The sequence below is a fragment of the Pseudomonas sp. genome, assembly GCF_046581935.1.
Taxonomy (GTDB): Bacteria; Pseudomonadota; Gammaproteobacteria; order Pseudomonadales; family Pseudomonadaceae; genus Aquipseudomonas.
In genome coordinates, this window is record NZ_JAYGFK010000005.1 from 1 (window position 1) to 25754 (window position 25754).

A 25754-nucleotide genomic window follows, 5' to 3' on the forward strand; every position below is an offset into this window, starting at 1 on the left:
CAGGAACAACTCTTTGCGGGTCTGCTTGCGCTTACCGGCGTACTCGGCGTCGGCGAAGGTCATCTGCTTCATCGGAAAACTCGGCGGGTGGAGTCTGGGTATTTTGCCAAAATCAGGAAGTCTTTTTCAGAGTTTCCTTAGTCCCGCCATCCATATGCAAATTTCCCAAGTATCAAGAGAAGACCACTGTGGCCAATACACCCGTTGTGCGAGTAACTCCGGAAGAGGCCCTCGCGGAAGGCATTTGCGCGCAAACCTTCGCCCGACGATGGCGCATTCTCGCTGTGTTATGTGTTTCTCTCATGACGGTGATGATCGCCAACATGAGTCTCAACCTGGCATTGCCAGACCTCGCCCTAGACCTCGATTTGACGCAGTTGCAGATGACCTGGGCAATTGAGGCCTACACGCTGATCTTCGCGGCCTTGTTGTTTGTGGCGAGTGCCATTGCCGATCGCTATGGCCGCAAGATGGCGATGCAGATCGGTTTGATCGTCTTTGCTTGTGCTTCCCTGTACGCGGCATTTCTTGCCGACAACGGCACCGAGCTTATTGTGGCTCGGCTGGTTATGGGCATCGGCGGTGCCTTTGTCATGCCGACAACGCTGTCGATCGTTAATCTTGTGTTCCCCGTAGCTGAGCGTGCACGGGCTATCGCCATTTGGGCGGCCGTCTCGGGTGTCGGAATGATGTTGGGGTCGATCATCACCGGCGCGCTTCTTGAGTTCTTTAGCTGGCATTCGACCTTTATCTTTGGCGTGATCCTCGCCACCTTTGCCGTGGTGTTCAACCATGTGCTGGTCCCCGAAACGCGGGATGAACTCAAGAGTCCTGTGGACTGGATTGGCGGTGTGCTGATCACCGTGGCCCTCGGTGGCATCATTTACGCAATCACCGAGATTCCATCGGTGGGTGTGGCCGACACTCGGGTAGCGACAGGGCTTGTGCTGGGCACGTTGGCCTTGATCGGGTTTGTGTGGCAGCAGCTGCGCTCGTCTAGCCCACTGCTCGACATTCGCCTGTTTCGGCATTCTGCCTTCGGTTTGTCGGCGCTCGCCGTGACGCTGACTTTCTTCGCCATGATGGGCGCGTTCTACGGGATGAGCCAAATCTTCCAACTGGTGATGGGCTATGGCGCGTTCAAGTCTGCTATCGCCTTCTTTCCCGTCATGCTGCCGATGATGATTCTCAGCCCGATGGTCCCCAAGATCGTTGATCGTGTTGGTACTAAATGGACGGTAGCTCCAGGGCTGCTCCTTATTTCTGCGGGCTTCCTCTTTATGTCTCAGTGGCCGGTTGACGTGCAGTATTGGCACTTTCTGGCGGGGATGGGCGCTGTCGTTGTGGGCATGGCCCTGGTGATGACTCCAGCGACCAACATGATGATGGCTGCCGTTCCGAAAAACCGTTCGGGTATGGGCTCTGCGATCAATGATACAACCCGTGAATTGGGCGGCGCGCTAGGTATTGCGGTGCTGGGGTCGATGATCTCCTCTGGCTACGCGAGCAAGATTGCCGAGGCCAGCGTCAACCTGCCTGATGCGCTGCGCACCACTGCTGAGTTGTCGTTGGCCGCCGCACTCTCGGTGGCAGAAGTGTTGGGCGCACAAGGCGCAACGTTCGCTGAGCAGGCGCGCGCGGCGTTTATGAGCGGCACCAGCGATGCGATGTTCGTCTCATGCATTATTTCTCTCGCGGCGGCTGTTCTCATCGGGGTGTTTCTGCCCAATCGCACAACGACCGAGGTAATCGCTGATGAATGATGAGGTTTTAAACCGTCATCATTCCTCGCGGCATTTCTGCGTTCTGGCTGCACATGAACAAGGCTTAGTCCCAGCCCTGCGGGCATGCCACGCAGCCTTGCATATTGGCGCCCTGGAAGTTGCCGTAGTGGGTGCGTGCGTCGCTTAGGTCGGCGTCGGCGAGGTTGGCGCCGGAGAGTTTTACTTCCTGCATATTGGCGTCTTTAAGGTCCGCGCCTTTGAGGTCGGCTTTGCTTAGCCAGGTCATTTCCAGGTTGGCGGCTTGCAGGTTGACGGCGTGCATTTTGGCGGCGGACAGGCGGGCGAATTCCAGGTTGGCACCGCGCATGTCGGCTGCTTTGAATTGTGCGGCCTGGGCAAACAGTGCCCAGCCGTTGATCGATACCAGGCTGCTGTTGCTGAAGTTGGCTAAGCGCAGGTTGCTTTGTTGCAGGCTGGCCCGGGTGAGGTTGGCGTTTTGCAGCTGGGCTTTTTCCAGGTTGGCCAGGTCGAGGCGGGCGTGGCGCAGATTGGCTCCGCGTAAGTCGGCACCTTGCAGGTTCATGCGGCGCATGTCCTGGTTGCTCAGGTCGGCACCTTGCAGGTTGGCGTTGGGGCATTGGCTGTCGGCTTCGATGCGGCAGCCGTTGATTACCAGGGTGCCGTCGTCTTCGGCACCGAGGGCGTGGCTGCCGATGACCAGGAGCAGAACCGGAAGCAGCAGGGGCAGGTAGTTCATGGCAGTACCTCGGGGCGGTAATTGATGCCGCGCTCGCGGCTAAAGCCGCAGCCACAAGGGGGGGGGCGTTAGTCGCGCGCGATAGGGCGTATGACGCACCGGGGTGCGCCATACGTGCAGCGGTTAGCGTTGGGCGGTTTTGTTATCCCAGCTTGGTAGCTTGAATACCCAGAACGAGCCGCCTTGGGCGACCGGTTTGGTCAGCTCGGCCATATCGCCGCCCCACAGCGGCACTGCGCCGCCGTAACCGGTGGTTACGCCGATGTACTGCTCGCCGTCTTGTTCCCAGGTGATGGGCGGGGAGATCACCCCGGTACCGGTCTGGAACTTCCACAGTTCTTTGCCGGTTTTGGCGTCGAAGGCTTTGAAGAAACCATCACCCGTGCCGGTAAACACCAGGTTGCCTTTGGTGGCCAGCACGCCGGCCCACAGTGGCAGTTTTTCCTTGTGTTCCCAGACGACCTTACCGGTGGTTGGGTTCATGGCGCGCAGGATGCCGACATGGTCGTCATACATACGCTTGATGCGAAAGCCCATGCCCAGGTAGGCGGAGCCGGCCTTGTAGGTGGCTTCTTCGGCCCAGTAGTCCTCCTTCCAGTGGTTGGCGGGCACGTAGAACAGACCAGTGTCTTGGCTGTAGGCCATGGGGTTCCAGTTTTTGCCGCCGAGGAAGGGTGGCGACACTTCTACGGCTTCACCCTTGGCTTCGCCTGGTTTTGGCTTAGCTGGGCGCTGGCCTTTGTTTTCTACCGGGCGACCGGTTTTAAGGTCGATATGGCTGGCCCAGGTGATGTTGTCGACGAAGGGGAAGGCGTTTTGCAGTTTGCCGTTGCTCCGATCAACCACATAGAAGAAACCGTTGCGGTCGGCATGAGCCGTGGCTTTGACGGTTTTACCATCTTTGTTTTTGTAGTCGAACAGCACCAGTTCGTTGTTGCCGGAGAAGTCCCAGGCGTCGTTGGGGGTGTGCTGGTAGAACCACTTCACTTCGCCGGTGCTGGGGTCTACGCCAACCTGGCCGGAGGTGTAGAGGCTGTCGTAGTCCTTGGGGTCACCACCGTCGGCGGTACGTGCCCAGCCGTTCCAGGGCGCGGGGTTGCCGGCACCGACGATGATGGTGTTGGTTTCGGCATCGAAGCTGGCGCTCTGCCATGGCGCACCGCCGCCCTGGCTCCAGGCGGCTTTTTTGCCGGTTGGGTGGTTGGGATCATCCGGCCAGGAGGGCGCTTTGACGTCGCCGGTCGGGGTGCTGTCTTGGCCGTTCAGGCGGCCCATGTGGCCTTCAACGAAGGGGCGCATCCAGACTTCTTCGCCGGTGTCCGGGTCGCGGGCAAACAGTTTGCCGACTACGCCGAATTCGTCACCGGAGCTGCCGTGAATCAGCAGGGTTTTGCCGCTCTTCTGGTCTTTTATCAGGGTTGGCGCGCCAGTCATGGTGTAGCCGACGGCGTGGTCGCCGAACTTCTTGTTCCACACCACTTTGCCGGTGTCTTTGTTCAGCGCTACGACGCGGGCGTCCAGGGTGCCAAAGTAGATCTTGTCGCCGTAGATGGCCGCGCCACGGTTAACCACATCGCAGCACGGACGGATGTTGTCCGGCAGGCGGTGGTTGTAGGTCCACAGCCGTTTGCCGGTTTTTGCGTCGAGGGCGAATACCCGTGAGTAAGAGCCGGTGACGTAGATCACCCCTTCGTGAACGATGGCCTGGGATTCCTGGCCGCGCTGCTTCTCGTCGCCGAAGGAGAACGACCAGGCGGGGGTCAGTTTGAATACGTTGTCGGCGTTGACTTGGGCCAGTGGGCTCCAGCGCTGGGCGTTGGTGCCCATGCCGTACTGCAGCACGTTGTTAGTGGTTTTGTGGTCGTTGGCGATGTCGTCCCAGGTGACATTTTTGGCCAGGACGCTGCCGCTCAAAGCCAGGCTGCTGGCCAGTAACAAACTGTGGATGGCGAGTGCCACGGGGCGCGGCGTGCTGGGTAACGGTCTTGTTGTCATGGTTGTGGTTTCCCATCGTGGTGAGGAGTGTTGCAGGTGCTGCCGTGTTGGCGACCTGGTGAGCCGATAGTGGAGCCACGCGGATAACGCCGAAACGGAAAAACTCCCGCCTGCACCGGGAAGAATGCCCAAACCGCACATGACTTAGCCTTGCTGCTAAAGCCACCTGTTACACGGCCACAAGCCCTACTACCAAGGGACTAGGCGCGAGCCACCAAAGCAGCATTCGGTGGGCGCGGCGCTGTTTCTAAGATGCTCACAAGCAAGCGCCATACGCGCTGTTTTGCGTGCATTCGATGAGGCCTAGAACATGACAATTAAAAACAACACCGGTTATGCATTCCTGCTGTTGGCCTTTTCCGCCAATCTTTGGGCCCATGGCGATGTGGTGCCCCAGGCGGTAAAGACTGACGGGCTGGAGCCGCTGGGCGAAGCGTGGCTCGATGAAAACCCTTACCGGGGCAACCCTCGCGCTATTGAGATTGGCTCTTCGGCGTACAACCAGAACTGCGCCGCCTGCCATGGCCTGGAAGCCAAGTCGGGGGGCATCGCCCCGGATTTGCGTCTGCTTGAAACAGGTAGTGTCGGTGATGAGTGGTTCAAGGAACGGGTGATCAACGGCGCGGTGCGCGATGGCCGGGTGTATATGCCAAAAATGGCCGACTACCTCAGCCAGGAGGCGCTGTGGGCTGTGCGTAGCTACCTGGAGAGCGTGGCTGTCGAGGAGTAAGGCCCATGTTGCGGCGGATGCCCTGGCTGGCGGTGCTGTGCAGCCTCTTGCTGTTGCTCAGTGGGGCGCTGCAGGCGCAGGTGCGCAGCTATGACTCAATCGTTGAGTCTGGCGTGCTCAAGGTCGCGCTGTATGAGGACTTCCCGCCCTACAGCTTTCAGCAGGATGGTCAGCCGCGAGGCGTTGACTATGACATCGCCCAGGCGTTGGCTGCCGGTTTGGGGCTGACCCTTGAGGTGATCTGGGCACCGCCCGGCGAGAAGCTCGATGACGACCTGCGGGACTACATCTGGCGTGGCCATTACCTGCGGCCCAAGCAGTTGGCTGATGTGATGCTGCGGGTGCCTTATGACCGCGAGTTCTCCTACAAGAGCAACGAGTTCGGCGAGCTGGTCAACGAACTGGTGGTGATGTTCGGGCCTTATCAGCGCGAGCGTTGGCAAGTGGCATACGACCAGCGCCGCTTGGAGGCGGTGCCGAGTGTCGCGGTGTTCCAGCGGCATCCGATTGGCGTTGAGGTGGAGAGCGTGCCGTCGTTTTATTTGTCGTCGGTGTTCGACGGCATGCTCAGCAAAATGACCCATCACTATCGCAATCCGCAGGAAGCGTTCGCGGCGATGAAGCACGGCGAAGTGGATGCGGTCATGGCGCTGCGCGGTGAGGTCGACTGGCAGCTCAAACAGGCTGGCGACAGCCACCTGGCGCTTGCCGAAAATGCTTACCCGAAGATGGGCAAGCAGGTTTGGGACATCGGCATGGCAGTCCACGAAAGCAATCGACAGTTGGCCTACGCGCTGGAAGAAAAGCTCGAAGAGTTGATTCTTGCCGGCGAGATCAAGCGCATTTATGCCCAGTACGGCCTGCGCTATGAGCTACCGGAGTTGTACCAGGAGGCTGAGTAGCCCTGGTCTATTGCCGTGTTATCGCCAGTTGCGCTGCTGCGAGCAATGAGCGCCTAAACAGTGCAGGGAGGTGTGGGATGGAACTGAATTGGCGTGCATGTCTACTGCTGGCGGTGTTGGCCTTGCCCTGGCATAGCTGGGCTGCGCAGCGTGACTCGGTAACTTCGGTGATGTGGGACTACTACCACCAGCGCCTGCTGGGCGGTGAGGCGTTTGTCTTCGATGAACGGGTAAAACTCAGCGCACCGCCCTTTGCCGAGGATTCCCGCCAGGTGCCGATTCAGGTCGATGCCAGTGCGTTCGATGGCCAAGTGCTGCGCATGTTGGCCTGGGCTGAACTCAACCCGATTGCGCAGATTTTCGACTTTTCGCCCGGCGAGCAAGTGCTGCCGCGCCTGGCCATTCGTATTCGTGTCGAGCAGGCCACGCCGTTGCGGGTTGCGGTGCTGACCCGAGATGGTCTCTGGCATATCGGCTCGACCCAGGTTGAAGCCGCTGGTGGCGGCTGTACCGCGCCGAGCGTGGTGCGTGCCCAGGCTGGCTGGGAAGATCACCTGGGCGAAGTGCTCGGTAAACGCTATGTGCTGGCCGATGCCAATCGCCTGCGAATACAAGTGGCGCATCCGATGGATAACGGTCTGGTGGGCGGCATCCCCGAGTTTTTTCTCAATCAGGCGCAGCTGCGTGACCGTCAGGGCAACACCTTGGCTAACCTCGAACTGTTTCCAGCTGTCAGCGAAAATCCGACCATCAGCCTGGATATAAAGGGTGCCGTCGAGACCGAGCTATGGTTGCGTGACAACAACGGCAATGAGTTCAAAGCCGACCTTTAACCATCCCAAGGATCTTCCGATGATCAAAGTCAGTGTGCTGTACCCCAATGCGCCCGGCGTGCGGTTTGACATGAACTATTACTGCGAACAGCACATGGCGATCGTGCGCGAATGCCTGGGTAGCGTCTGCAAGGGCATTGCTGTGGATGCCGGCCTGGCCAGTGCCACGCCCGGTGAGGCGGCTGCCTATATCGCCATGGGCCATTTGTACTTCGACAGTGTTGCGGTTTTTCAGCAGAGTTTTGCCCCGCATGCCGAGCGCATCATGGGCGATTTGCCGAACTTCACTGACAGCCAGCCCGTAGTGCAGATCAGCGAGGTCAAACTCGCGCCCTGAGTCGCTGCCAACGGTTGGATATTTTGAATAGGGCAGGCCGTACGGCGCTGCCCGTTTCATCACGAGGTGCTTATGCGCTGGATTCTGTTACTGGCGGCGCTGGCCAGCGCCTGCGTGCATGCTGAATTCGACTATGCCTTGCAGCCCCGGCAGATTGCCGACGGCGTGTGGTTGTTTGAGGGCAGTACAGACAACTTCTCCCAGGCCAATGGCGGCAATATCGTCAATACGGGGTTTATCGTCAGCGATCAGGGCGTGCTGGTGATTGATACCGGGCCTTCCAAGCGTTACGGCGAGGCCATGCGCCAGGCGATTGCCAAGGTCACCGACAAGCCGCTGCTCAAGGTCATGCTGACCCATCACCACCCCGACCACGTGCTGGGCAATCAGGCCTTCATTGATGTGCCGATTGCTGCCTTGCCGGGCACCACTGCGCTGCTGGCGGAGCAGGGGGATGCCATGGCGGAAAACATGTACCGCCTGGTGGGCGACTGGATGCGTGGAACCGAGGTTGTGCTGCCGACTGAAGAGCTAAACGCGGGGCAGCTAGAGATAGGCGGGCGCTCATTGCAACTGCTGGCGTTGCGTGGCCACACCGGCGCGGATCTGGCGATTCTCGACGAGCAGACCGGCGTGTTGTTTGCCGGCGATTTGCTCTTCTATCAGCGCGCGCTGACCACCCCCGGTACGCCGGGGTTGGATACCTGGCTGGCGGACCTCGATCAGTTGCAGCAGTTGCCCTGGCAGCAGATCGTGCCTGGCCACGGCCCCGTGGCGAGCGATGCCGGCCCCTTTGCGCAGATGCGTGATTACCTCACTTGGCTGGACGGCGTGATGCGTAACGGCGCGGAGCAGGGCGCGGATATGAATGAGCTGATCCGCGTGCCGATCCCCGAGCGTTTTGCCCGCGTCAGCCTGAGCCGCTACGAGCTGATCCGCAGCGTCAGCCACCTCTATCCGCGCTACGAACGGGCCGCCATGCAGCGCGTCGATCAGTAAAGCGCTGGCCCGTCGTTCTCTGCCGATTACAGCGGCAGATCCCCACCAGGTTTTTCCTGCCATACCCTTATGCGCCGGCGCGGTTTGCTTATGCCAGCGATCTGCGCCGGGCAGGAAATTTGCCCCGGCTCGGGCGCAGATCTTGCTGCCAAACACGCTGGTGTGTGTGGCGGTATTGCTACCAAGGAACTAGCTAAATCGGCATAGCGGGCAATTGTTGGGCGTGGCCATGCAGCCAAGAATCGGCGGCAGAACCGGGAAATTTTCCCGACGACAAAAACCAGCCCGCAGAGGTAGCCGCAATGAAACACTCCGGTCTTCGTCAATCCTTCGTCTTCAGTGCCTTGTGTAGCGCAATGCTGCTGGCCACCGCCCCAGCCTGGGCGGTCACTGATGAGGAGATTCTTAACGATGTGAACACCACGGATGAAATCGTCACCAACGGCATGGGCTTGCAAGGCCAGCGCTACAGCACCTTGACCACCCTGAATACGGACAACATCAAAGACCTGCGCCCGGTCTGGGCCTTGTCCTTCGGTGGCGAAAAACAACGCGGCCAACAAGCGCAGCCGATGATCAAGGACGGCGTGATGTACGTGACCGCCTCCTACTCGCGGGTATTTGCCGTGGACGCCCGCACCGGCAAAGAACTGTGGCAGTACGATGCCCGCCTGCCGGATGACATTCGTCCTTGCTGTGACGTGATCAACCGTGGTGTGGCGCTGTATGGCGACCTGGTGATCTTCGGCACCCTGGACGCCAAGCTGGTGGCCCTGAATAAAGACACCGGCAAAGTGGTGTGGCGCAAGAATGTGGCGGACCACAAGGCGGGTTACTCGATCACCGCCGCACCGTTGGTGGTCAACGGCAAGCTGATTACCGGGGTTTCCGGTGGCGAGTTCGGCGTGGTCGGCAAGATCGAAGCTTACGACCCGAAAAACGGCGACCTACTGTGGACCCGGCCAACCGTAGAAGGCCACATGGGCTATGTCTACAAAGACGGCAAGGCCATTGAGAACGGTATCAGCGGCGGCGAGGCGGGCAAAACCTGGCCGGGCGATCTGTGGAAAACTGGCGGTGCCGCGCCCTGGCTGGGCGGCTACTACGACCCGGAAACCAACCTGCTGCTGTTCGGTACCGGTAACCCGGCACCGTGGAACTCGCACCTGCGCCCTGGCGACAACCTATTCTCGTCTTCGCGTCTGGCGTTGAACCCGGACGACGGCAGCATCACCTGGCACTTCCAGACCACGCCCCATGACGGCTGGGACTTTGACGGGGTCAACGAGCTGATCTCCTTCAACTATCAGGAAGGCGGTAAAACCATCAAGGCCGCTGCCACCGCTGACCGCAACGGCTTCTTCTACGTACTTGACCGCACTAACGGCAAGTTCATCCGTGGCTTCCCGTTTGTTGACAAGATCACCTGGGCCAAAGGTCTGGATAAAAACGGTCGGCCGATCTACGACGACAGCAACCGCCCAGGTTCGCCAAGCGCTGCCGCGAAAGGCACGAGCGTGTTTTCCGCGCCGGCCTTCCTCGGTGCGAAAAACTGGATGCCGATGGCCTACAGCCAGGACACCGGGCTGTTCTATGTGCCCTCCAACGAGTGGGGCATGGACATCTGGAACGAAGACATTGCCTACAAGAAGGGCGCGGCTTATCTAGGCGCCGGGTTCACCATCAAGCCGCTTAACGAAGACTACATTGGCGTGCTGCGTGCGATAGATCCGAAGACCGGCAAGGAAGTTTGGCGGCAGAAGAACTATGCGCCGCTGTGGGGCGGGGTGATGACCACCAAGGGCAACCTGGTGTTCACCGGTAATCCTGAGGGCTTCCTGCAGGCCTTTAACGCCAAGACTGGTGAGAAAGTCTGGGAGTTCCAGACGGGCTCCGGCGTACTCGGTTCGCCTGTGACCTGGGAAATGGACGGCGAGCAGTATGTCTCGGTGCTTTCAGGCTGGGGCGGCGCGGTGCCGCTGTGGGGCGGCGAAGTGGCCAAGCGGGTGAAAAACTTCAACCAGGGCGGCATGCTCTGGACCTTCAAATTGCCCAAGGAGCTGGTCGCCAAACATTGATTGGCGCATAGCGTGCAACGATGGCCGGTCTAGACCGGCCATTGGCATTTCTGGCGGGGCAATTGAGTTTGTAGCCCGGTCGAGGCGACCTGAATCGCGCCTCGGCTGCTGTGGTATCCGCCGACATGCTTTGCAATCAAAGGGGCGCACCGCAATCTGCTTTAGGGCGAACCTTTTGCCGGTTTGGCGGCCAATGCTTACTGGAAGAGGTTGCGCCAGTTGGCGTAACAGCAGTGCTGCTACGCTGGGTAAATGCCGACGAGGCGTGAGTTTCGTCGTCAGTTGCCCTGGATCGGAGCATAGTAAGGCTCTGGCTAGCGGCTTGCGGCTCTACTACCAAATGACGAGAGGTTTTGTGCCATGGGCGCATACCGGTCGCGCTGATGGCTTCCTAAGATCGAACCATGACCTGCACCACCTTCCAGGGGGCAGGCTCCGCCAATAAGAGAGGTCAATACCATGCTTTATGCCAAACCCGGTACCCCAGGCGCAGTGATCAATCTCAAACCGCGCTACGGCAACTTTATCGGTGGCGAATTCGTCGCGCCGCGCAACGGTACTTATTTCACCAACACCAGTCCGGTCGATGCCTCGGTGATTGGCGAGTTTCCGCGTTCCGATGCTGCCGATATCGACCTGGCGCTGGACGCCGCCCATGCCGCCGCCGATGCCTGGGGTAAAACCAGCGTGCAGAATCGCGCGATGGTGCTGCTGAAAATCGCTGACCGTATCGAAGCCAACCTCGAACTGCTGGCCGTGGCCGAAACCTGGGACAACGGCAAGGCCGTGCGCGAAACCCTCAACGCTGACGTGCCCCTGGCCGCTGACCACTTCCGCTACTACGCCGGCTGCATCCGCGCGCAGGAAGGCAGCGCCGCCGAAATTGACGAACACACCGCTGCTTATCACTTCCACGAGCCGCTGGGTGTGGTCGGGCAGATTATTCCGTGGAACTTCCCGCTGCTGATGGCGGCCTGGAAGCTCGCCCCGGCACTCGCCGCTGGTAACTGCATCGTGCTCAAGCCCGCCGAGCAGACGCCGCTGTCGATCACCGTGCTGATGGAAATTATCGGCGACTTGCTGCCGCCAGGCGTGCTCAACGTGGTGCAAGGTTTTGGCCGCGAAGCGGGCGAGGCTCTGGCGACCAGCAAGCGTATCGCCAAGATCGCCTTCACCGGCTCCACGCCGGTGGGTTCGCACATCCTCAAGTGCGCCGCTGAAAACATCATTCCGAGCACCGTAGAGCTGGGCGGCAAATCACCGAACATCTTCTTCGAAGACATCATGAATGCTGAACCGGCGTTTATCGAGAAAGCCGCCGAAGGCCTGGTGTTGGCATTCTTCAACCAAGGCGAAGTGTGCACCTGCCCATCGCGTGCGCTGGTGCAGGAATCCATCTACGACGCGTTCATGGTCGAGGTGATGAAGAAGATCAAGGTGATCAAGCGCGGTAACCCGCTGGACACCGAAACCATGGTGGGTGCTCAGGCTTCCGAGCAGCAATACGACAAGATCCTCAGCTACCTGGAAATCGCCCAGCAAGAAGGTGCCGAGTTGCTCACCGGCGGTGCTGCCGAGCGCCTGGAAGGCGATCTGGCCAGCGGTTATTACATCCAGCCGACCCTGCTCAAGGGCAACAACAAGATGCGCGTGTTCCAGGAAGAGATCTTTGGCCCGGTGGTGGGTATCACCACCTTCAAGGACGAAGCCGAAGCTCTGGCGATTGCCAACGATACTGAGTTCGGCCTCGGTGCCGGCCTGTGGACGCGTGATATCAACCGCGCCTATCGCATGGGGCGCGCCATCAAGGCGGGTCGCGTGTGGACCAACTGCTACCACCTGTACCCTGCGCACGCCGCATTCGGTGGCTACAAAAAGTCCGGTGTTGGCCGCGAAACCCACAAGATGATGCTCGATCACTATCAGCAGACCAAGAACCTGCTGATCAGTTATGACATCAACCCACTGGGCTTCTTCTAAGGTCAGCGCTGCTGTTCTGGCGGCGTTCACTTTCCCAGTGAACGCCGCCAGTAGCACTAAGCGGTTTGAAAACGCGGCTTCGGCCGCGTTTTTTATGGGTGTTATTCGGCTGTTGTGTCGGCTGTGGCCGGTGCTGTGCCGGCGTAACGGCGGTAGTGCATTGGCGGCATACCGAACCAGCGCAGGCAGGCTTTGTGAAAACTGCTCGGCTCATGAAAACCGAGCATCGTGGCGATGTACTTGAGTGGCCGTGTGGAGTGGCACAGCAGACCATGGGCAGCCTTCAGGCGCGCTTCGTCTTGCAGAACGGTGTAGGTCACCTGTTCACGTTCGAGGGCGTTCTGCAGTGCGCGTGGGGTAGTGCCGAGTAACTGTGCGGTGCCTTGCAGGCTGCAAGGCAGGCCTTGGGCTATCTGTTCGGCAAGGATGAGGCGTACCCGGGCGGCGAGGGACTGATTCAGTGTTTCTAGTACGTAGTTACGCAGGAATTCTTGATGCTGGCTGTGCAGCGCCGGGTTTGCCGTAGGCAAGGGCAGCTGATTGATCTGCGCGCTAAAGGTCATGCTGTTGTGGGGCGCCGAGAAGTGCAGATTACTGCCGAACAACGCCTCTAACTTTCCCGTATCGGCTGGCCGTGGGTAACTGAAAGCCACCTCCAATGGCATGATTTTCTGGTAGGGCAGCAGCCAGTGGATCAGTCCCAGCATGAGTGCGTGGCCTATATCGAGAAAGGCGCGGGGCGCGCTTTCTGTGGTGCCAAGCGTCTCAATACCAATCAGTTTGATGTGATCGTCAGCTTGCTCAAGCAACAACCGTGAACCGTTGGTGACAAGCACGTGATGCTCCGCGATGCACTGCAAGGCGGCGCCCAGGGTGGGGCTGGAAAGCGCGCCATAGCACTGCACCCCGAGGATGCTGGGGTGCATATGAGCATAGGCACTCAGGCCGATATCTGGGTTCTGTGTCAGCGCGGTAAGGTGACTGAGTAGCCTATAGATCTCTACCAGGCGGATCGGCTTACCCCGGGTCAGGGCATCGCATAACGATGAGTCCGCCTTGTCCAGTTGTCCTGCCAGACTGATGCCCTGTGCCGACAGGGCTTTCACCATGATGTTCACGCAGGCTGTCGACAGGGTGTGCATAGAGGTTCTGGGTGATTGTTAGGGTCTGTTGTCGTTTCGTCGCGAGCCGCGTTGCCGCGCAAAATCTCGCCAGGCTAGGCGGAGGACGCCGGTAATGGTTGTTCCCTTGCCAAGTCCTCCAACACCGCATGGCGAGATTTTACGCGCAACCCGAAGGGCCGGGCCAGTTTTAGCGCGATGCTGCGTTTCTCGATGACTCATTTAGCTCGCTAAACTTCGCATCTCGTGCCTTGCCTCGCGCTAAAACTGGCTCCGGCGCGGCCGCGAACGAAACGGCAACAGACCCTAGGATGGCAATCCTAAGGGAAACCCAGCGAGACGCCTATCTTATGATTGGTTAACGCAAGCATGTTGTGCGTTCTAAGGGCTTGAGGACAGTTAACGGGGGCCTGAGAACACTTCTCAGTCCATGGCCATGTCCATAAACTGGTCCTTTGCTTCTATGCGCCAAGGAACTGCGTGATGGCTAGGGTTCCTGGCGGATGTCGCTTCGGATGTTGTGGCGCCCATTTCATTGCGAGTCGATGGCGTGCCCCACGAGGACGTTTGTATGTTGGCCAATTGCCGTAATCTCTCTGCAGCCGAGTGCGTTGAACATAAGCGCATCAGTTTTTTCTATGCCGAGCTACTACGCGGCCACTTTCATTTGCATTACCAACCGGTGGTTTCCACCCAGGCAATGCAGCCGCTCTACAGTGAAGGCTTATTGCGCTATCGCGGCAGCGGGCTGGGCTTCAACCCGTTCAGCTTGCTCGAAGGCTATGGTGCGATGCGCCACCTGGACCATTGTGTCGTCCAACACCTAATTAAGACCCTACAGAGCAATGAGCCCCTGATATTGGGTTGCAATATCTCCGCGCAAAGCGCGACCTTCGATGAAGGTTGGGAGCGCACGCTTGAGCTGCTGGCGTCCATGCCGCAGGTGGCTTCACGGTTGGTCATCGAAATTACTGAAAGTACTGCTTTCGCTGATATCGCGCGGGCTGTTGAATTTGTACGGCGTGTGCAGAATGTTGGTTGTCGGGTCGCTGTCGATGATTTTGGCTCCGGTTTCGGCACCCTGGAATTTATCCAGAAATGTCAGCCGGACATCATCAAGGTGGATCAGGGTTATGTTCGCCGTGCGCGCGACCAGGCACTTTCGGAAAAAACCCTGGAACATCTGGTCGGGCTCTGCAGGACCTTGGCACCGGTGGTTATCGTCGAGGGTATTGAAAATTTAAGCGACCATGAATTGGTGCTTAGAGCGGGCGCAGAATGGGGGCAGGGCTATCTCTTTGGTCACCCCAGCGCGACACCAGAAGGGCTGCACGAAAACTTGCCAGTCGCCGGTTAGCGCCAGCCGGCAGCGCACCGCCAGTGCGTTATAGGCAGCTCCTCAGGTAGCGTCAGGCGCTACCAATGCCAGTACAAATTCCTCCCAAAGTATCATTTGGCCTCTACCGGTCGCGGGGCTTAATGAGGGTGCCGGAATTCGCCGGCATCGATAAGAAGAGGACCGCGCCATGTGGACTAAACCCGCGTTTACCGACCTGCGTATTGGTTTTGAAGTGACCATGTACTTCGCCAACCGCTGAGCCGTTTTGCCCCGGCCAGCGCCGGGGCATCCCACCCGGTATGCCAATCGGACGCGCCCATGTATATCCAGATTCTTGGCTCCGCCGCTGGCGGTGGCTTCCCCCAATGGAACTGTAATTGCCGCAACTGCCGTGGCGTGCGTGATGGCAGCGTGCGTGCGCAGCCGCGCACACAGTCCTCGATTGCCCTGAGTGACAACGGTAAAGACTGGATTCTGTGCAACGCCTCGCCAGATATCCGCGTACAGATCGAGGCGTTTCCCGCGCTCAATCCGGCCCGTCGGCTGCGTGACAGCGCCATTGCCGGGATCATCCTGCTCGACAGCCAGATTGATCACACCACCGGGTTGCTGACCCTGCGTGAAGGTTGTCCGCACCAAGTTTGGTGCAGCGAAATGGTGCATCAGGACCTGACCAGCGGCTTCCCTCTGTTCAACATGCTCAGCCATTGGAATGGTGGCCTGCAGCACAACCTGATTAGCCTGGATGGCGAGCCTTTTAGCGTTCCGGCCTGCCCGGACCTGGTGATTACCGCGATTCCCTTGCGCAGCAGTGCGCCACCGTATTCGCCACATCGCGGCAACCCGCACCCTGGCGACAACATCGGCCTGCTTGTCGAAGACCGGCGCAGCGGCAGCACGCTGTTCTATGCGCCAGGTCTTGGTCAGGTCGATGAACCACTGCTGGCCTGGATGCGTCGTGCTGATTGCCTATTGGTCGACGGCACGTTGTGGCGTGATGACGAAATGCGTGTTTGCGAAGTCGGCGACAAACTCGGCAGTGAGATGGGCCATCTGTGCCAGAGCGGCCCAGGCGGCATGATCGAGGTGCTCGATGGTCTACCGGCACCGCAGAAAATCCTTATTCACATCAACAACACCAACCCGATCCTGGATGTCGACTCTGCCGAACGCGCTGAACTGACCGCGCATGGCATTGATGTCGCCTGGGATGGCATGCGTATCGAGTTGTGAGGAGTGGCTATGAGCCAAACTGCCATGAGCCCTGCCGAGTTCGAGCAGGCGTTACGCGCCAAAGGTGCGTACTACCACATCCACCATCCGTTTCATCAGGCGATGTATGCCGGCCAGGCCAGTCGTGAGCAGATTCAAGGCTGGGTGGCCAACCGTTTTTATTACCAACTGAATATTCCGCTCAAGGACGCGGCGATTCTGGCCAACTGCGCGGACCGCGACACCCGCCGAGAGTGGCTGCAGCGCATCCTTGATCATGATGGTGTGCACGGTGAGGAGGGCGGTATCGAGGCCTGGCTGCGTTTGGCCGAGGCCGTGGGGCTTGAGCGTGAGCAGGTGCTGTCGCAAGAGCTGGTGCTGCCCGGCGTACGCTTTGCCGTGGATGCCTACGTCAACTTCGCGCGGCGCGCCTCTTGGCAAGAAGCTGCCAGCAGTTCGCTGACCGAACTGTTCGCCCCGCAGATTCACCAGTCACGCCTGGACAGCTGGCCGCAGCACTATCCCTGGATTGATGCCGAGGGCTACAGCTACTTCCGCTCGCGCCTGCAGCAGGCACGCCGGGATGTTGAGCATGGCCTGCGCATCACCTTGCAGCACTACGTTACCTTGGAGGCCCAGCAGCGCATGCTGGAAATCCTGCAATTCAAGCTGGATGTGCTGTGGAGCATGCTCGATGCCATGAGCATGGCCTATCAACTGGAGCGGCCGCCGTATCACAGCGTGACGGCTGAACGCGTTTGGCACCGAGGGATTACCCTATGACCCAGTTGTCTATCGACCACGTGCCGAAGCTGCGCCGTGGTTTCCGCCTGCAGTGGGAACCCGCTCAGGACTGCCATGTGCTGCTCTACCCGGAAGGCATGATCAAGCTCAATGACAGCGCCGGGGCCATCCTCAAGCAGGTCAATGGCGATCACAGTGTGGGGCAGATTATTGCCAGCCTGAGCGCGCAGTTTCCCGATGTGCCGGGGCTCGACGAAGACATCCTCGCCTTTATGGAGGTCGCCAATGCTCAGTTCTGGATCGAGCTTCGTTGAGGACGGGTCGTTGCAAGGCGTAGGCGAGGCAGCCGAGGCTAGGCAAGAACAGGCGAGGAAGCGCAGTGTACAAGCCGTACATGAGCATTCTGAGCCTGTTCTTAACGACGCATCGGCAACGCAGGTAGCCTTGCGGCGATCCGTAGAGGCCGGGCCACCACTGTGGCTATTGGCCGAGCTGACCTACCGTTGCCCACTGCAGTGCCCGTACTGCTCCAACCCGCTGGACTTCGCCCAGCAGGGTGCCGAGTTGAGTACCGCTGAATGGATCGAGGTGTTTCGCCAGGCCCGCGAACTGGGCGCAGCGCAGCTGGGTTTTTCCGGTGGTGAGCCGTTGGTGCGCCAAGACCTGGCCGAGCTGATCAAGGCAGCGCGTGACCTGGGCTATTACACTAACCTGATCACCTCTGGCATTGGCTTGAGCGAAGAACGTATCGCCAGCTTCAGCGAGGCGGGGCTGGACCATATTCAGATCAGCTTTCAGGCCGCTGACGAGGAGGTGAACAACCTGCTGGCCGGCTCGAAAAAGGCCTTCGCCCATAAACTGGCCATGGCCCGTGCGGTCAAGGCGCATGGCTATCCGATGGTGCTGAACTTCGTCACCCATCGGCACAATATCGACAATATCGAGCGGATCATCGAGCTGTGCCTGGAGCTGGAAGCGGACTTTGTCGAACTGGCTACCTGTCAGTTCTACGGCTGGGCCGAACTGAACCGTGCCGGGCTACTGCCGACCCGTGCTCAGCTTGAGCGCGCCGAACGCATCACTAACCAGTGGCGCGACAAACTGGCGGCCGAGAATCACCCTTGCAAGCTGATTTTCGTCACCCCTGACTATTACGAAGAGCGCCCCAAGGGTTGCATGAACGGTTGGGGCAACCTGTTCCTAGACATCACCCCGGATGGCACCGCTTTGCCGTGCCACAGCGCGCGGCAACTGCCAGTGCAGTTTCCCAATGTGCGCGAACAGAGCATTGAACAGATCTGGCGTCACTCCTTCGGCTTCAACCGTTTTCGCGGCGATGACTGGATGCCCGAGCCGTGCCGTTCGTGCGACGAGAAGCACAAGGACTTCGGCGGCTGCCGCTGTCAGGCATTTATGCTCACCGGTGATGCCAGTAACGCCGACCCGGTGTGCAGCAAATCGGCCCATCACGGCATCATCCTCGCCGCGCGGGCAGAGGCTGAGCAGGCGCCCGGCGCGTTGGAAAATCTGCAGTTTCGCAACGAAAAGGCCTCCAAGCTGATCTGTAAGGTGTGACGCGCTGATGACGCCACGCACCGCCGACTATGGCCACTGGTTTAGCGCCTGGAGCAGCGCCCATGCGGCCAGCGCCAGTCGCGACTTTGCCGAGCTGCGCACTGGGCTGGGCGGCGTGGTGTGGTCCGAGTTCGATCCGGCAGATGCCTGCACCCGCTTGTGGCACTGGACGCCCACTAGCCTGCGCTGCCTGACGGCCACGGGCTGGTCCGTGCGTAGCCGGGTTTACGAGTACGGCGGCGGTGCCTTCTGCCTCGCTGACGATGGCCTGGCGCTGGTTTGCGAGGCGGATCAGCAGCTCTACTGGCAATACCTGCACGGGCAGCCGCAGGTACTCACCGCGCGTAGCGATTGCCGCTACGGCGACCTGTGTTATGACCCTGTGCGCCGGGCAGTGCTCGCTGTGGAAGAGCAGCACAGTGCCTCGGGCGTGGTGCACCGCCTGGTGGCAATCGCCCGTGATGATGGCGCGCGTCAGGTGATCAGCGAAGGTCGTGATTTCTACGCGGCACCTACGCTCAGCAACGATGCTCAGCGTCTGGCCTGGATCGAATGGGACCGCCCCCAGCAGCCCTGGCTGGCCACGCGTTTGTGCCTGAGCCAGCGCACTGTGCAGGGTGGCTGGTCGCCAGGGCAGGTGGTGGCTGGGCAGGGGGCGGATGAATCGATTCAACAACCGAGCTTTGATGAGCACAACCGTTTGCTGGCCTTGAGTGATCGCCAGGGTTACTGGCAACCCTGGCGTGAAGGCGAGGGCGGCATGCAACCACTTAACTGCCGCGCGGCGGATCATGCCGCTGCGCCCTGGCAACTGGGGGCGTGTAACTACCAAACTCTGACAGGTGAGCATTTACTGCTCAGTGGCTTTGATGGCGGTTTTGCCTGGCTGGTTGAGCGTGACCCGGCCAGCGGCCATGAGCAGCGCCTGGCGGCGGATTACAGCCGCTTTCGTCAGTTGGCGGCGGATCAGCAGTATTTCTACGTGATCGCCGCGGCACCGCAGCGCGGCAGTGTGGTGCTGGCTATTGATCGCGCAAGTCATGCCTGCCAGGTGCTGGCGGCAAGCGAGTGCGCGTTGCCAGCCGACGCGGTTTCCTTGCCGCAGCGCTTGTTGTTTCTCAGCGGTGCAGGGGAAAATTGCCATGGTTTTTTCTACCCGCCGCACAACCCGGCGTTTCAGGCCCCTAGTGGGCAGAAGCCGCCGCTGCTGGTGTTTCTGCACGGTGGGCCAACGTCGGCCTGCTACCCAGTGTTTGATCCGCGCATCCAGTTCTGGACTCAGCGCGGCTTTGCCGTGGTCGACCTCAACTATCGCGGCAGCAGTGGCTATGGCCGCGCCTATCGCTTGCGCTTGCAGGGCGGTTGGGGCGAGCTGGAGGTCGAAGACGCCGTGGCTGCCGTACAACACCTGACTGAACGTAGCCTGGTAGACGCTGACCGCGTGTTTATTCGCGGGGCCAGCGCCGGCGGTTATAGCGCCTTGTGTGCCTTGGCTTTTACCCAGGTTTTTCGCGCGGGTGCGAGCTTGTATGGCGTCAGCGATCCACTGGCGCTGCGGCGTGTCACCCACAAGTTCGAGGCCGACTACCTGGACTGGCTGATTGGTGATCCGCAGCGCGATGCAGCGCGTTATCAAGCACGTACACCGCTGCTGCATGCCGAGCGCATTCAGGCGCCGCTGATTTTCTTCCAGGGCGCGCTGGATAGTGTCGTGGTGCCCGAGCAGACCGCGCAAATGGTCGCTGCCTTGCAGCGCCGTGGCGTCGAGGTGGAGTGTCGGGTCTATGAAAACGAGCGCCATGGTTTTCGTCAGGCAGTGAATCTGGCCGATGCCCTGGATGCCGAGCTGGCTTTTTACCGCCGCCTGTTGTGAGTAACGCCTGCTGCCATGGTGCAATTGCATAAAGCCGGGAATGCAGTAGGCTGGCCGATGTTTTTCGATAACAACAAGAACAGGCCGTTGTATGAGCAGCACGCTTAGCCAGTTACGTAAATTCGTTTCACCGGAAATCATTTTCGGTGCCGGTTGCCGACACAACGTCGCCAACTACGCCAGTACCTTCGGTGCTCGTAAGGTATTGGTGGTATCCGATCCCGGTGTGGTTGCCGCCGGTTGGGTGGCCGATGTTGAGGCCAGCTTGCAGGCGCAGAACATCGACTATTGCCTCTACACCGAGGTTTCGCCCAACCCACGGGTGGAAGAGGTGATGCACGGCGCGGAATTTTACCGCGCTAATAACTGCAACGTGATCGTCGCCATCGGTGGCGGCAGCCCGATGGATTGCGCCAAGGGCATTGGCATCGTGGTTGCCCACGGGCGCAGCATTATCGAGTTCGAGGGCGTGGATACCATCCGCGTACCGAGCCCGCCGCTGATCCTGATTCCGACCACCGCCGGCACCTCGGCAGATGTTTCGCAGTTCGTGATCATCTCCAACCAGACCGAACGGATGAAGTTCTCCATCGTCAGCAAGGCCGTGGTGCCGGATGTGTCGCTGATCGACCCGGAAACCACCCTGAGCATGGACCCATTCCTGTCGGCCTGTACCGGCATCGATGCGCTGGTGCACGCCATCGAGGCCTTCGTTTCCACCGGCAGCGGCCCGCTGACGGATACCCACGCCCTTGAGGCGATGCGCCTGATCAACGGCAACCTGGTGCAGATGATTGCCACGCCCAATGACATCGCCCTGCGCGAGAAGATCATGCTGGGCAGCATGCAGGCGGGGCTGGCGTTCTCCAATGCGATTCTCGGTGCGGTGCATGCCATGAGCCACAGCCTTGGCGGGTTTCTCGATTTGCCCCATGGCATGTGCAATGCGGCGCTGGTCGAGCACGTGGTGGCGTTCAACTACAACTCGGCACCTGAGCGTTTTCGCATGGTTGCAGAAACGCTGGGCATTGATCCGCGTGGGCTCAACCACAATCAAGTGCGCCAACGCCTGGTGGAGCATTTGATTACCTTCAAGCAGTCAGTCGGCTTCCATGACACCCTCAAACTGCATGGCGTTTCCATTTCCGACATTCCCTTCCTCTCGCGGCATGCCATGGAGGACCCATGCATTCTGACTAACCCGCGTGAGTCCAGTCAGCGGGATGTTGAGGTTGTGTATGCCGAGGCGCTCTGATCCGAGCAAGAATCAGAGTGAGGCGCTTGCAGGGCTGTTAGGTCTTGGTAGTCACTCCGCACGCAAAAGCCACTACCCCGAACTGTCGGCGCGCTTGGAAGAGCTGGAAACCGAGCGCAATCGCTACAAGTGGCTGTTCGAACATGCGGTACACGGGATTTTTCAGGCCAGCCTGCAGGACGGCTTGCTGGCTGCCAATCCGGCGCTGGCGCGCATGCTGGGTTATGACGACCCGCAGCAGGTGCTGTGGTCGCTGAGCGGGTTGGCCAATTACCTGTTTGTCGGTGGTGTCGACGAGCTGGAGCATATTCGCCGGGTACTGGCCCATGAGCCGGGCTTGTTTGGCTATGAAACACAGCTGCGTAGGCGCGATGGCAGCGTCATCGATGTGCTGATGAACCTGCTGCTTAAACCCGATGAAAATGGCCTGTTCGAAGGCTTTGTAGCGGACATTACCGAGCGTAAGCAGGCGCAACAGCGTTTGCAGCAGCTCAATGATGAGCTGGAGCAACGTGTCAGTTCGCGTACCGGCGAGTTACAGGAAGCCAACCGCAACCTGCTGCAGCAGATTGTTGAGCGCGAGCGCATCGAGCAGGCCCTACGTGAGGCCCGTGATGCCGCCGAAGAAGCTAACCGCAGTAAGGACAAGTACCTGGCCGCCGCCAGCCATGACCTGCTGCAACCGCTGAATGCCGCACGGTTGCTGATCTCAACGCTGCGCGAGCGCAGTTTGCCAGCCAGTGAGCAGAACCTGGTTGAGCGCACTCACCAAGCACTGGAAGGGGCGGAGGATCTGCTGACCGACTTGCTGGATATTGCGCGCCTGGACCAAGCGGCGATCAAGCCGGATCTGGATGTTTACAGCCTGGAGGAACTGCTTGCGCCGCTGGTTTCCGAGTTTCAGCCCGTTGCGGCGGCTACCGGGCTGGCGCTGCGCGAACACTACGGCGAACACTTGCTTAATACCGACCTACGCCTGTTGACGCGGATTTTGCGCAACTTTCTCAGCAACGCGTGTCGCTATACCGAGCAGGGGCGGATTTTGCTCGCGGCGCGCAAGCGCGGTGCCTTTGTCGAGTTGCAGGTGTGGGACACCGGCACTGGGATTGCCGAGGATCAGCTGGAAAGCATCTTCCTTGAGTTCAATCAGCTCAATGTGGGCCGTGCGGCAGAGCGCAAAGGCGTCGGCTTGGGGCTGGCGATTGTTGAGCGTATCGCGCGCATTCTCGGTTATCCGATCACGGTGCGCTCACAGCCCGGGCGGGGCTCGGTATTCAGTATTCGCGTACCGCTGGCGAGTACCACGCAGCAACGAGCTGTTGCGCCGTTGGCGCTGCCGCAACAGCGCTTGGGTGATCCGCTGCCAGGGCGGCGGTTGCTGGTGCTGGATAACGAGCTGAGCATTCTGCACAGCATGTCGGCCTTGCTTGAACAGTGGGGCTGCGAAGTGCTCACCGCCACCGATCAGGCCAGTGCATTGCAGGTGCTTGGCTCACGTGCACCGGAGCTGATTCTGGCCGACTTCCACCTCGATCACGGGGTGATTGGCAGCCAGGTGGTTGAACACTTGCGTCAGCACTTCGGCTTGAACATTGCTGCGGTGATGATCACTGCAGACCGCAGTGATCAGTGTCGGCGCGCGCTACATGGCATGGGCGTACCATTGCTCAATAAACCGGTGAAACCTGGCAAGTTGCGTGCCGTGCTGAGTCAGATTCTGCAAGCGTCATCAGTCGCGGAGTAATCCGCTGCCAGCTCTGCTCGGTTGCGGCCCTGGGTTTTGGCTTGATAGAGCGCAGCATCTGCATGCTGCAGCAGCACTTCAGCGCTGCTCTCGGCAGTGGGCGTGAGCGATACCACGCCGATGCTCACGGTTACCTGGCCTAGCGGTGAGCGGGCGTGCGGCAGGGCCAGGGCGGTAACGGCCTGCACCACTTTCTGGGCAATATCCAGTGCACCAGTGGCGTTAGTTACCGGTGTGATAAAAACAAACTCCTCTCCGCCATAGCGCGCCACCAGGTCACTGGAGCGGCACACCGTGGCGGCTAGTATTTGCGCAATTTGCCGCAAACAGACATCGCCGGCGGGATGGCCGTAGTGATCGTTGTACGCTTTGAACCAGTCGACATCGAGTATGGCCAGTGCCAGGGGCTGACCCAGGCGTCGGGCGCGCTGCCATTCCTGCTGCAGAATGCTGTCGAAGTGGCGGCGGTTGGCGATGCCAGTCAGGCTATCGGTCAGGCTCAGGGCTTCAAGCTTGTTATTGAGCAGTTGCAGTTCATCGGTACGCTGCGCCACGCGTTGTTCCAGCTTGCGTTCGGAGCTTTGCAGGGTGTCCACCAGTTGTTGTTGCGCCTGCAGCAGTTCGGCCTGCGCCTTGGCTTTTTCCTGGCGCATCACATTGAAACGGTCAGCCAGGGCAAAAGCCAGCAGGAGCATTTCCAGTGTGGAGCCCAGCTGGATGGCATCCACCGTAAACGCGTTGGTCGGGACGATGCCCATTGCCCTTAGAGGGGTGGTCGCACCGCCGAGCATCAGCACGGCAAACGCCGCCAGGAAGAAGTAGGCGCTGCGCTGGCGCTTGAGCGCGCAGGCCACCACAACTACCAGCACTATCAACACGGTGCTCAGGTGCAGCATGACTGCCGCGCGGGCCAGTATTGGCAGGGCCATAGCGAAGGCCACTGTGGTGAGTAGGAACAGCACGATCAGCCCCTGCAATAGGCGATCCACGCGCGGCATCAGTTGATCGGTACGCAGCATGCGCCGCATGAACAGCATCAGCGTGCTCAGCGTCAGCGATGCGCCGCAGTAGTAGGCTACATTTGAATCAAGCACTGTGCCGCCCGAGAACAGCTCGCCGACTAGGCCATTCTTGATCGCCAATGTGCAGGCCACGCAGCTGACAAAGACCACATAGAGCAGGTAAATACGCTCGCGCAGGGCGAAGAACAGCATCAGGTTGAACAGGATCATGGCGCTGGCAATTCCGAAGTACCAGGCCTGTGCCAGGTAGTCGTTACGCTCATGGGTGTGGAAGGCCGCCGGCGACCACAGCTGCAGCGGGACCAGCAAGCCGATGCTCGACGTTACGCGTAGGTAAACCACTTGCTCGCTGATAGGCGGCAAGCTGAGCGGGAAGACGAAGTCGCGGTTGGGGTAGATGCGCGGGGTGGCGCTGTCGCTGCCCGTGCTGATGGACTGGTAGGCACCGTGAACGTTGGGCAGGTATGCCTGGATATGCGAGATGCGCGGGTTATCGACCACCAGCATGCGTTCAACTGGCGTTGCGCTGCTGTTGCGCAGCGTCAAGCGCAGCCAATAGGCCGAGCGGGTAAAGCCGAGTGCCAAGGAGTTGCTGGCTGGTAAGTCCGTTTTGAAGCGCGCAGCCTGCGCCGGTGCCTGTACATCGCCCAGGGTCAGGTTGCGTTCGGGGTCTTCCAATAACGCTACAAACGTCGTGAGCGACACCGGCTCGGCCGACATATTGCTGACATCCAGCGCCTCTGTTGCCCAAACGGGAAGCGCAAACCAGGCCGTACAAAGCAACAGCCCAGTCATCAGGTACTGATAGATGCGCGGGTGGTGCATGTGAACTACCTGACGTGGCTTGGGGTAAATGGAGGTGGGATTACGTCTGTGATGCTTAGGCCGGGCAGTCTATCCAGCGCCGTGGTCATCACCAAAGGCCACGCTGGCTTGTGTCTCAACTGCATATGGCGATGGGGTTTAGCCGGGCAGCACTGGGATTGCTTTTACGCTGGCGATCCAGTTGGCGTCCAGCCGTGGTTGCTCGGTGTTCATACCCAGGCTTTCCATCGATTCTTTGTGTTTGTTGATCTCTGCGACGGTTTCGCTGAGTGAGCTGGAGTTTCCATCTAGCTGGTGCATCTGGGTCAGGCCCAAGTGATAAAAACGCAGCAATTGCATGGCATCAGGATCACGGGCAGCCACCCCGGCTTTTACGTGGTGCATGATGTTGGTGACGCGCATCAGGCTGCGCTTGAGTCGCCAGCCATAGACGGCAGCGGCCATCCACGGTTGTGGCCACATAACGCTGCGTACCAGGGCTATCGTCAGCAAGAGGGCCACCACCACACCCGCCATGTTCCAGCGAAAATTATCGGCGCCAGGCTCGCCGAACAGCATGACGCTGCCGGTGGACAGCAACATGGCCAGGGCAACGAAGGTCAACGCGATAATCAGTGTGCTGCGGCGGGTTTGCTGGCGGTAACGCTCTGGGCTCTGTTGCTGGATTTCGAACATCGTGGCCACGGGGCAATCTCTGCTATGAAGGGGC

At 59.8% G+C, this 25754-nt stretch carries 22 protein-coding genes; 17 read left to right on the top strand and 5 right to left on the bottom strand.

What is annotated here, in order from left to right; translation table 11 throughout:
* Nucleotides 1-188: 188 nt before the first annotated feature.
* Nucleotides 189-1763 carry an MFS transporter gene (locus VCA57_RS04775; RefSeq protein ID WP_411183925.1) on the top strand — a complete coding sequence of 525 codons (1575 nt, stop codon included), beginning with the start codon at nt 189-191 and terminating at the stop codon, nt 1761-1763.
* A gap of 64 nt (nt 1764-1827) precedes the next feature.
* Here the strand turns inward: VCA57_RS04775 and VCA57_RS04780 are convergent, their stop codons facing one another.
* Both VCA57_RS04780 and exaA read right to left on the bottom strand, forming a co-directional pair.
* Nucleotides 1828-2481, bottom strand: a complete 654-nt coding sequence (locus tag VCA57_RS04780; protein ID WP_411183823.1) for a pentapeptide repeat-containing protein — start codon at nt 2479-2481, stop codon at nt 1828-1830.
* Nucleotides 2482-2604: 123 nt separating this feature from the next.
* Nucleotides 2605-4476, bottom strand: a complete 1872-nt coding sequence (exaA, locus tag VCA57_RS04785; RefSeq protein WP_411183824.1) for a quinoprotein ethanol dehydrogenase — start codon at nt 4474-4476, stop codon at nt 2605-2607.
* Nucleotides 4477-4786: 310 nt separating this feature from the next.
* Here exaA and pedF point away from each other — a divergent pair, with 310 nt between their 5' ends.
* The 7 genes from pedF to VCA57_RS04820 all read left to right on the top strand — a co-directional run bounded on the left by pedF (nt 4787) and on the right by VCA57_RS04820 (nt 12335).
* Nucleotides 4787-5206, top strand: a complete 420-nt coding sequence (gene pedF, locus VCA57_RS04790) for a cytochrome c-550 PedF (RefSeq protein WP_411183825.1) — start codon at nt 4787-4789, stop codon at nt 5204-5206.
* A 5-nt stretch (nt 5207-5211) separates the two neighbouring features.
* The gene (locus tag VCA57_RS04795; RefSeq protein ID WP_411183826.1) at nt 5212-6108 is read left to right on the top strand and encodes a substrate-binding periplasmic protein; all 897 of its coding nucleotides are present in this window, start codon (nt 5212-5214) and stop codon (nt 6106-6108) included.
* An 83-nt stretch (nt 6109-6191) separates the two neighbouring features.
* The gene (locus VCA57_RS04800) at nt 6192-6941 is read left to right on the top strand and encodes a quinoprotein dehydrogenase-associated SoxYZ-like carrier (RefSeq protein WP_411183926.1); all 750 of its coding nucleotides are present in this window, start codon (nt 6192-6194) and stop codon (nt 6939-6941) included.
* Between the two features lie 19 nt (nt 6942-6960).
* Nucleotides 6961-7278, top strand: coding sequence for an EthD family reductase (locus VCA57_RS04805; protein WP_411183827.1), 318 nt, complete (start codon nt 6961-6963; stop codon nt 7276-7278).
* Between the two features lie 72 nt (nt 7279-7350).
* Entirely contained in the window at nt 7351-8277 is a 927-nt protein-coding gene (locus tag VCA57_RS04810) for a quinoprotein relay system zinc metallohydrolase 1 (RefSeq protein ID WP_411183828.1), read from the top strand.
* Between the two features lie 302 nt (nt 8278-8579).
* Complete coding sequence (locus VCA57_RS04815; RefSeq protein ID WP_411183829.1) at nt 8580-10355, top strand: methanol/ethanol family PQQ-dependent dehydrogenase; 1776 nt, start codon at nt 8580-8582, stop codon at nt 10353-10355.
* Between the two features lie 459 nt (nt 10356-10814).
* A complete protein-coding gene (locus tag VCA57_RS04820; RefSeq protein WP_411183830.1) occupies nt 10815-12335 on the top strand; it encodes an aldehyde dehydrogenase family protein in 1521 nt (506 codons plus the stop codon).
* A gap of 101 nt (nt 12336-12436) precedes the next feature.
* On the opposite strand, the gene VCA57_RS04825 is transcribed toward VCA57_RS04820, so the two are convergent.
* Nucleotides 12437-13477, bottom strand: a complete 1041-nt coding sequence (locus VCA57_RS04825; RefSeq protein ID WP_411183831.1) for an AraC family transcriptional regulator — start codon at nt 13475-13477, stop codon at nt 12437-12439.
* Between the two features lie 550 nt (nt 13478-14027).
* Here VCA57_RS04825 and VCA57_RS04830 point away from each other — a divergent pair.
* From VCA57_RS04830 to VCA57_RS04870, 9 genes are all read left to right on the top strand, one after another.
* Nucleotides 14028-14813 carry an EAL domain-containing protein gene (locus VCA57_RS04830; RefSeq protein WP_411183832.1) on the top strand — a complete coding sequence of 262 codons (786 nt, stop codon included), beginning with the start codon at nt 14028-14030 and terminating at the stop codon, nt 14811-14813.
* 169 nt (nt 14814-14982) lie between these two features.
* Complete coding sequence (gene pqqA / locus VCA57_RS04835) at nt 14983-15054, top strand: pyrroloquinoline quinone precursor peptide PqqA (protein ID WP_003253598.1); 72 nt, start codon at nt 14983-14985, stop codon at nt 15052-15054.
* Nucleotides 15055-15113: 59 nt separating this feature from the next.
* Nucleotides 15114-16028 (top strand): pyrroloquinoline quinone biosynthesis protein PqqB, encoded by a 915-nt coding sequence (gene pqqB / locus VCA57_RS04840; RefSeq protein WP_411183833.1) that lies wholly within the window; start codon nt 15114-15116, stop codon nt 16026-16028.
* A gap of 9 nt (nt 16029-16037) precedes the next feature.
* Complete coding sequence (pqqC, locus tag VCA57_RS04845; RefSeq protein ID WP_411183834.1) at nt 16038-16790, top strand: pyrroloquinoline-quinone synthase PqqC; 753 nt, start codon at nt 16038-16040, stop codon at nt 16788-16790.
* Complete coding sequence (gene pqqD, locus VCA57_RS04850) at nt 16787-17065, top strand: pyrroloquinoline quinone biosynthesis peptide chaperone PqqD (RefSeq protein WP_411183835.1); 279 nt, start codon at nt 16787-16789, stop codon at nt 17063-17065. The genes pqqC and pqqD overlap by 4 nt, the downstream gene beginning before the upstream one ends.
* Before the next feature lie 130 nt (nt 17066-17195).
* Nucleotides 17196-18326, top strand: a complete 1131-nt coding sequence (pqqE, locus tag VCA57_RS04855) for a pyrroloquinoline quinone biosynthesis protein PqqE (RefSeq protein WP_411183836.1) — start codon at nt 17196-17198, stop codon at nt 18324-18326.
* Between the two features lie 7 nt (nt 18327-18333).
* Nucleotides 18334-20199, top strand: a complete 1866-nt coding sequence (locus VCA57_RS04860; RefSeq protein WP_411183837.1) for an alpha/beta hydrolase family protein — start codon at nt 18334-18336, stop codon at nt 20197-20199.
* A 91-nt stretch (nt 20200-20290) separates the two neighbouring features.
* Nucleotides 20291-21454: an alcohol dehydrogenase-like regulatory protein ErcA gene (ercA, locus tag VCA57_RS04865; protein WP_411183838.1), complete on the top strand. Its 1164-nt coding sequence runs from the start codon at nt 20291-20293 to the stop codon at nt 21452-21454.
* Entirely contained in the window at nt 21438-23198 is a 1761-nt protein-coding gene (locus tag VCA57_RS04870) for a NahK/ErcS family hybrid sensor histidine kinase/response regulator (protein WP_411183839.1), read from the top strand. The genes ercA and VCA57_RS04870 overlap by 17 nt, the downstream gene beginning before the upstream one ends.
* Here the strand turns inward: VCA57_RS04870 and VCA57_RS04875 are convergent.
* Both VCA57_RS04875 and VCA57_RS04880 read right to left on the bottom strand, forming a co-directional pair.
* Complete coding sequence (locus tag VCA57_RS04875; protein WP_411183840.1) at nt 23165-25045, bottom strand: diguanylate cyclase; 1881 nt, start codon at nt 25043-25045, stop codon at nt 23165-23167. The genes VCA57_RS04870 and VCA57_RS04875 overlap by 34 nt on opposite strands.
* Nucleotides 25046-25183: 138 nt before the next feature.
* Nucleotides 25184-25720 (bottom strand): DUF3087 domain-containing protein, encoded by a 537-nt coding sequence (locus VCA57_RS04880; protein ID WP_411183927.1) that lies wholly within the window; start codon nt 25718-25720, stop codon nt 25184-25186.
* Nucleotides 25721-25754 lie beyond the last annotated feature (34 nt).

Coding starts and splice junctions, on each gene's coding strand:
- VCA57_RS04780 (WP_411183823.1), bottom strand. CDS start 2,481: ATGAACTACCTGCCCCTGCTGCTTCCGGTTCTGCTCCTGGTCATCGGC.
- exaA (WP_411183824.1), bottom strand. CDS start 4,476: ATGACAACAAGACCGTTACCCAGCACGCCGCGCCCCGTGGCACTCGCC.
- pedF (WP_411183825.1), top strand. CDS start 4,787: ATGACAATTAAAAACAACACCGGTTATGCATTCCTGCTGTTGGCCTTT.
- VCA57_RS04795 (WP_411183826.1), top strand. CDS start 5,212: ATGTTGCGGCGGATGCCCTGGCTGGCGGTGCTGTGCAGCCTCTTGCTG.
- VCA57_RS04805 (WP_411183827.1), top strand. CDS start 6,961: ATGATCAAAGTCAGTGTGCTGTACCCCAATGCGCCCGGCGTGCGGTTT.
- VCA57_RS04810 (WP_411183828.1), top strand. CDS start 7,351: ATGCGCTGGATTCTGTTACTGGCGGCGCTGGCCAGCGCCTGCGTGCAT.
- VCA57_RS04815 (WP_411183829.1), top strand. CDS start 8,580: ATGAAACACTCCGGTCTTCGTCAATCCTTCGTCTTCAGTGCCTTGTGT.
- VCA57_RS04820 (WP_411183830.1), top strand. CDS start 10,815: ATGCTTTATGCCAAACCCGGTACCCCAGGCGCAGTGATCAATCTCAAA.
- VCA57_RS04825 (WP_411183831.1), bottom strand. CDS start 13,477: ATGCACACCCTGTCGACAGCCTGCGTGAACATCATGGTGAAAGCCCTG.
- VCA57_RS04830 (WP_411183832.1), top strand. CDS start 14,028: ATGTTGGCCAATTGCCGTAATCTCTCTGCAGCCGAGTGCGTTGAACAT.
- pqqB (WP_411183833.1), top strand. CDS start 15,114: ATGTATATCCAGATTCTTGGCTCCGCCGCTGGCGGTGGCTTCCCCCAA.
- pqqC (WP_411183834.1), top strand. CDS start 16,038: ATGAGCCAAACTGCCATGAGCCCTGCCGAGTTCGAGCAGGCGTTACGC.
- pqqD (WP_411183835.1), top strand. CDS start 16,787: ATGACCCAGTTGTCTATCGACCACGTGCCGAAGCTGCGCCGTGGTTTC.
- VCA57_RS04860 (WP_411183837.1), top strand. CDS start 18,334: ATGACGCCACGCACCGCCGACTATGGCCACTGGTTTAGCGCCTGGAGC.
- ercA (WP_411183838.1), top strand. CDS start 20,291: ATGAGCAGCACGCTTAGCCAGTTACGTAAATTCGTTTCACCGGAAATC.
- VCA57_RS04870 (WP_411183839.1), top strand. CDS start 21,438: ATGCCGAGGCGCTCTGATCCGAGCAAGAATCAGAGTGAGGCGCTTGCA.
- VCA57_RS04875 (WP_411183840.1), bottom strand. CDS start 25,045: ATGCACCACCCGCGCATCTATCAGTACCTGATGACTGGGCTGTTGCTT.
- VCA57_RS04880 (WP_411183927.1), bottom strand. CDS start 25,720: ATGTTCGAAATCCAGCAACAGAGCCCAGAGCGTTACCGCCAGCAAACC.